Source organism: Calidithermus terrae (genome assembly GCF_003574345.1).
GTDB classification, from domain to species: Bacteria; Deinococcota; Deinococci; order Deinococcales; family Thermaceae; genus Calidithermus; species Calidithermus chliarophilus.
On record NZ_QXDL01000235.1, the window covers coordinates 1 to 5,535 of the forward strand.

The following is a 5,535-nucleotide window of genomic DNA, read 5'->3' on the forward strand; positions in this document are numbered from 1 at the left end:
CCACCCGCTTGCCCCTCAGGCCCACGCGCCCTCCAGCAGGCGGGCCGCCCCCCGGGCCAGCAGGGCCTCGGCCAGCGCGGCGCCGAGTTGCTCGGGGTCGCCGCCCTCGAGGGCGTGGGTGAGGCTTTGGCTGCCGTCGGGCCGCAGCACCCGCCCCCGCAGGCGCAGCAGGCCGTTCTCCTCCACGGCCAGCGCCCCCACCGGCAGGCTGCAGCCCGAGCCCAGCGCGCGCAGGAAGGCGCGCTCGGCCTCCACCGCGCGGCGGGTGGGCGGGTGGTCGAGGGGGCGCAGCCGCTCGAGCACTGCCTCATCCCCGGCGCGGGCCTGCACCGCCAGGGCCCCCTGCGCGGGCGCGGGGAGCACCACCTCGGGCGGCAGGACCTCGCTGACCTGGCCCTGCAGGCCCAGGCGCTCGAGCCCGGCCAGCGCCAGCAGGACGGCGTCGTAGGGGCCGGTGGGGTCGAGGGCCTTCTGGATGCGGGTGGGCACGTTGCCGCGCAGGCTCTCGATGCGCAAATCCGGGCGGGCCGCCCGCAACTGGGCCGCGCGGCGCGGGCTGCTGGTGCCCACCGTGGCGCCACGCGGCAGCTCGGCCAGGCGGGCCCCGCCGCGGCTGATGAGGGCCTCGAGCGGCGAGGCCCGCTCGGGCACCGCCCCCAGCGTGAAGCGGGGGTCGGGCTCGGTGGGGAGGTCCTTGAGGCTGTGTACGGCCAGGTCGGCCTCGCCCCGCTCGAGCGCCGCCTCGAGCTCGGCGGTGAAGAGCCCCTTGCCCCCGATCTCGGGCAGGGCCTTCTCCAGCTCGCGGTCGCCGCGGGTGCTCAGGGTGAGCAGCTCGACCTCGAGGCCGGGGTGCAGCTCGCGCAGCCGCCGGGCGACGTGCTCCGACTGCCACAGGGCCAGCCGGCTGCCGCGGGTGCCGATGACGAGCTTCATTCTTGCTCCAGCTCGAAGAGGGCGTGCAGGGCGCGGCGGTAGGGCTCGGCCTCCCCCCGCTCGGCCAGCTCGCGCAGGCGGGTCAGGGGGAGGTGCAGCAGCTTCTGCAGCAGGCGGTGGGTCACGCGCTCGGCCACGGCCCGCTCGGCGGGGGAGAGGGCCTCGAGCTCGGCCTGCCGCAGGGCCTCGAAGCGCCGCCGCAGGGCCTTGACGGTGGGCACCGCCGCGCGGGCCTCGAGCCAGCCCCCGAAGGCGCGCAGCTCCTCGGCCACGATCTGCTCGGCCTGGGGCACGGCGGCCTCGCGCTCGGCGCGGTGGACGGCGAGGATGGCCTCGAGGTCGTCGAGGGTGTGCAGCCGCACGCCCAGCTCGGCCACCGAGGGGGCGATGCTGCGGGGCAGGGAGAGGTCGAAGAGGGCCACCGGCTGGCGGGCGCCGCCCAGGTGCTCGGGCCTGAGCAGGGGGTGCTCCACGTTCACCGCCGAGATCACGAAGTCGGCTTCGCGCAGCACCCGGCCCATCGCCTCGAGCCCCACCGCCTCGGCGCCGGCCTGCTCGGCCAGCTCGCGGGCACGCCCCAGGGTGCGGTTGGCGACCCAGACCCGCCCGAAGCGCCCGCGCTCCAGGCCCAGCAGCGCCGAGCGGGCCATGCTGCCCGCCCCCACGATCAGCACGCTGGGCGCAGGCAACGCGGCGGCCTCGTGGTTGAGCATGCGGGCGACGAGGCTGCTGTGGGAGAGGATGCCGTCGCCCAGCCCGGTCTCGCGGCGCACCCGCTTTCCGGCGTGCAGCGCCTGCTGCAGCAGCTTGGAGAGCACCGGCCCTAAGCTGCCGACCTCCTGGGCGAGCTCGAGCATCTCCCGCACCTGCCCCAAGATCTCGCTCTCGCCCAAAACCTGCGAGTCGAGGCCGGCGGCCACGCGCAGCAGGTGCTCCTGGGCGGCGGCCCCCTCCTTCACGTAGCCGTGGTGCCCGAAATCGCCCTCGCTCACCCGCACGTGCTCGAGCAGGCCGAGCAGGGTGTTCACGCCGATGCCCTCCTCGCCCACGCCGTACAGTTCGGTGCGGTTGCAGGTCGAGAGCACGGCCACTTCGTGCAGCCCGGCGGGCGGGTTTTGCTTGGCCCGCAGCAGGACGCGGGCCTGGGCGGGCTTGGACAGCGCGTAGCGCTCGCGCACCTCCAGCCGCGCCGAGGCGTGATTAATCCCCACGCACAGCAGGCGCGGGCGATCGGACGGGGAACGGGGGGTTGGGCTCATCACTGAACGGACTCGAGGGTCAGGGTAAGCGCGGGTCGGTAACGCGACGGTAACCGCAGGGGTCCAGCATTGCTTATGAAACCATAAACCGGAGGCTTGGGACATTAGTCCCCTCGATGCCTGCGCGACCCAGGATGTGAAAATCCTGAGTGCTGCACGGCAAAACTTTATTTACCAAGGTAGCCTAAAACGGCCGGGCAAACCAGTGGGCGGCCCCTGGTCCGCGCCGCGCCCTTTGGTGCAGTATAGGTCCGGGAGGTACAGCATGCCTTTACTCACCTGCCCTGCCCCGGGGTGCGAATCGGGGATGAACGAGGTCGTGCGCAACGGCGTCCACATCGACGTGTGCCCCAAGTGCCGCGGGGTCTGGCTCGACCCCGGCGAGATGGAGCGCCTGCTGGGCCAGGTGCGCCAGTACGAGCGGGAGTACGAGGCCGAGCTCGAGGGCTACCGCCAGCACGACCCCCGCTACGCCCAAAACCCCGACTACCGCCGCACCCACGACACCGACCCCGGCTACGACGACAGGCGCAAGCGCAAGAAGAGCAAGCTGGAGCAGCTTTTCGACATCTTCGACTGAGCTACGCGCCGCGCGTCTTGAGGCCCGCTTAATCGGCGGGCCTTTGGGCGCTTTCGCCTTTGTGTTTGGCGCCGTATGGGCTAGGATTGGTCTTCGGAGAAGCGTTTGTGGAGATCACCCCCTTGACCCTGTTCGCCCTGTTCGTGACCCTGTCGAACGGCCTGATGCTGTGGCTGTTGAACCCCCGCCTCAGCTTCGCCAAAGCCCCCAGAGGCTCGCTCGAGGCCCGCCTGGAGATGCCCACCGGCCTGGCGCTGGCGAGCCTGCTGTTCCTGCCGGCGTTCCACCTGCTGACCCAGGTGCTGGGCCTGTTCCACGCGCCCTTCGAGCAGGGGCTGGTGATCGCCGGGGTCATGAACCTCGCCGCCTGGGCCCTGACCCTGCGCCACTACCGCGACGCGCTCAAGCGCGGCCCCTCGCGTTCCTGAAGACCCAAGCCCCGCCCGCTCGAGGTGGGGCTCGTTTCTTGCCCCGTATGTGTAACGATCGTTACGTGTAACCGATGTTACGCTGTTGGGCATGGGTCGTCGGCCCGAGCCCCACAAGCGCGCCGAGCTGCTGGAGAAGGCGGTGGACTACGTGCTCGAGCACGGCCTGCAGGGCCTGAGCCTGCGCCCTCTGGCCCAGGCCCTGGGCACCAACGCCCGCATGCTGATCTACCACTTCGGGAGCAAGGAAAAGCTCCTCACCGAGGTCCTCGAGGCGGCCCAGGCCCGGCAGCGGGCGCTGTTGGGGGAGCTCGGCGGCGGGGCCGGCGACCCCTTTGCGGCGCTCGAGGCCTTCTGGCGCTGGTTCAGCTCCCCCCGGCTCGCCCCCTTCGCCCGCCTGCTCTACGAGGTCGAGGTGGGGGCTCTGCAGGGGCAGCTCGAGTACCAGGGCTTCGCCCGCCGCGCCATCCACGGCTGGATCGGCTTCGTGCTCCAGGGCTTACCCGGTTCGACCCCCGCCCAGGCCAGCCTGGTCGTGGGGACCCTGGCGGGCCTGCTGCTCGACGGGCTGATCACCGGGGAGTGGGAGCGGGTCAACGGGGCGTTCGGCGGTTTTCTCGAGGTGCTTCGGGCGGGAAGTAGGGGGTAGGGAGTGGGAGGCTCGTACGGCTGAAGGCTGATGGCTGATGGCTTACCGCTTACAACTTTCCCTGGCCCTCGGCCTGCTCCTGATACCCCCGCGCCTGCAGGCGGAACAGCGTGGCGTAGGTCCCGCCCTGCCGCAGCAGCTCCTCGTGCGAGCCCTGCTCGCTGACCCGGCCGTCCTCGAGCACCACGATCACGTCGGCCAAGCGCACGGTGGAGAAGCGGTGCGAGATGATGAGGGTGATGCGGTCTTTGGCCTGCTGGCGCAGGGCCTCGATCACCTCGAACTCGGCGGCGGCGTCGAGGGCGGCGGTGGGCTCGTCGAAGACCAGCACGCTCGAGCCGCGGAAGTAGAGGCGGCTCAGCGCCAGGCGCTGCCACTGCCCGCCCGATAGCTGCAAGCCCCGGTTGAACTGCCGCCCGAGCTGGGTGTCGTAGCCCTCGGGCAACGCGGCGATCACCTCGTCGGCGCCGCCCTTGCGGCTGGCCTGCTCGAGCCCCGCCCGGTTCGCCTGCTCCTCGATGCGGCTCAGCGCCACGTTCTCCCGGGCGGTGAGGGCGTAGCGGGCGTAGTCCTGGAAGATGCTGCTGATCTGTTTCTGCACGCTGCGCGGGCTGTAGCGCCGGGCGTCTTGCCCGTTGAGCAGGATGCGCCCCGCGCTGGGCTCGTAGAGCCGGGTCAGCAGCTTGACCACGGTGGTCTTGCCCGCGCCGTTCTCGCCCACGAGCGCCATGGACTGCCCGCGCTCGAGCCGGAAGGACACCCCCTTGAGCACCTCGCGCTCGGTGAGCGGGTAGCGGAAGCTCACGTCCTGGAACTCGACACTGTGGATCGGGCCCTTCCACTCCTCGCCCGTGTCGAGGTTGCGGGCGGGGAGCTCGAGGAACTCGAAGAGGTTGCGCATGTACAGGAGGTTCTGGTAGATCCCCGACAGCCCGCCCAGCAGGCTGCTGAAGGTGCCCTGCACCTGCACGATGCCCTGGGCGAAGAGGGCGAAGTCGCCCACGCTGATGCGCCCGGCGGCGGCCCGCGCCAGCACCTGCAAGGTCGCCAGCGCGATCAGGATGGCCGAGGCCAGCGAGGCAGCGAAGCCCCAGGCCCCGCGCTGGTAGACGAGGGGCACCAACTGCGCGCGGAACTTGCGGTAGACCTCCTGCCAGCGCCCCAGCACGTAGCCCTCGAAGCCGAAGATGCGCACCTCCTTCACGTAGTCGTCGTCCACGAGCACCTGGGCCAGGTAGTTCTGCATGCGGGCCTCGGGGGCGCGGCGGCGGATCATGCGGTAGTTCTCGAAGCCGAAGCGGCTGGCGACCAGCACGCCGGGCAGGCTGGCGAGCAGGACTAAGGGCATCACCGCCCAGCCCAGGCGGCTCATCAGGAAGCCGATGGAGGAGAGCGTGAGCACGGCCTGGGCCAGCGCGACGAGCTGGGTGAAGACCCCCAGCGGGCGGCTGCCCACCTCGTAGGTGGCGCCCAGGAGCGCGTCGTAGGTCTTGGGGTTCTCGAAGTGGGCGAGCTCGAGCCCGGCGGCCTTCTCGAGGATGCGCCGGTGGATGCGGTTTTGCAGGGTGTCGCCCAGCAGGTCGCGGGCGGCGTTTTGCAGGGTGGCGAGCAGCGTCCCCGCCACCCCCAGCCCCACCTGCAAGCCCAGCAGCCCCACCAGCGTGCCGAAGCCCCCGGGGAGCCGCC

6 protein-coding genes are annotated in these 5,535 nt (G+C 71.6%); 3 read left to right on the forward strand and 3 right to left on the reverse strand.

Annotated elements, in window-relative coordinates:
• Positions 1 to 15: 15 nt before the first annotated feature.
• Entirely contained in the window at positions 16 to 933 is a 918-nt protein-coding gene (gene hemC / locus Mterra_RS18200) for a hydroxymethylbilane synthase (protein ID WP_119316436.1), read from the reverse strand.
• On the reverse strand, positions 930 to 2,192 hold the full coding sequence (gene hemA / locus Mterra_RS18205) for a glutamyl-tRNA reductase (RefSeq protein ID WP_170159733.1): 1,263 nt from the start codon (positions 2,190 to 2,192) through the stop codon (positions 930 to 932). The genes hemC and hemA overlap by 4 nt, the downstream gene beginning before the upstream one ends.
• 265 nt (positions 2,193 to 2,457) lie before the next feature.
• On the opposite strand from hemA, the gene Mterra_RS18210 reads away from it, so the two are divergent.
• The 3 genes from Mterra_RS18210 to Mterra_RS18220 all read left to right on the forward strand — a co-directional run bounded on the left by Mterra_RS18210 (position 2,458) and on the right by Mterra_RS18220 (position 3,849).
• Positions 2,458 to 2,772, forward strand: coding sequence for a TFIIB-type zinc ribbon-containing protein (locus Mterra_RS18210; RefSeq protein WP_119316438.1), 315 nt, complete (start codon positions 2,458 to 2,460; stop codon positions 2,770 to 2,772).
• 107 nt (positions 2,773 to 2,879) lie between these two features.
• Complete coding sequence (locus tag Mterra_RS18215) at positions 2,880 to 3,200, forward strand: hypothetical protein (protein WP_119316439.1); 321 nt, start codon at positions 2,880 to 2,882, stop codon at positions 3,198 to 3,200.
• Between the two features lie 91 nt (positions 3,201 to 3,291).
• Positions 3,292 to 3,849, forward strand: coding sequence for a TetR/AcrR family transcriptional regulator (locus Mterra_RS18220; RefSeq protein WP_119316440.1), 558 nt, complete (start codon positions 3,292 to 3,294; stop codon positions 3,847 to 3,849).
• A 49-nt stretch (positions 3,850 to 3,898) separates the two neighbouring features.
• Here the strand turns inward: Mterra_RS18220 and Mterra_RS18225 are convergent.
• Positions 3,899 to 5,535 (reverse strand): ABC transporter ATP-binding protein (locus Mterra_RS18225; RefSeq protein WP_147372929.1); only part of this gene is annotated, 1,637 nt, incomplete at its 5' end.

Excerpts from the sequence above, each read along its gene's own strand:
- hemC (WP_119316436.1), bottom strand. The coding sequence starts at position 933 with ATGAAGCTCGTCATCGGCACCCGCGGCAGCCGGCTGGCCCTGTGGCAG.
- hemA (WP_170159733.1), bottom strand. The coding sequence starts at position 2,192 with ATGAGCCCAACCCCCCGTTCCCCGTCCGATCGCCCGCGCCTGCTGTGC.
- Mterra_RS18210 (WP_119316438.1), top strand. The coding sequence starts at position 2,458 with ATGCCTTTACTCACCTGCCCTGCCCCGGGGTGCGAATCGGGGATGAAC.
- Mterra_RS18220 (WP_119316440.1), top strand. The coding sequence starts at position 3,292 with ATGGGTCGTCGGCCCGAGCCCCACAAGCGCGCCGAGCTGCTGGAGAAG.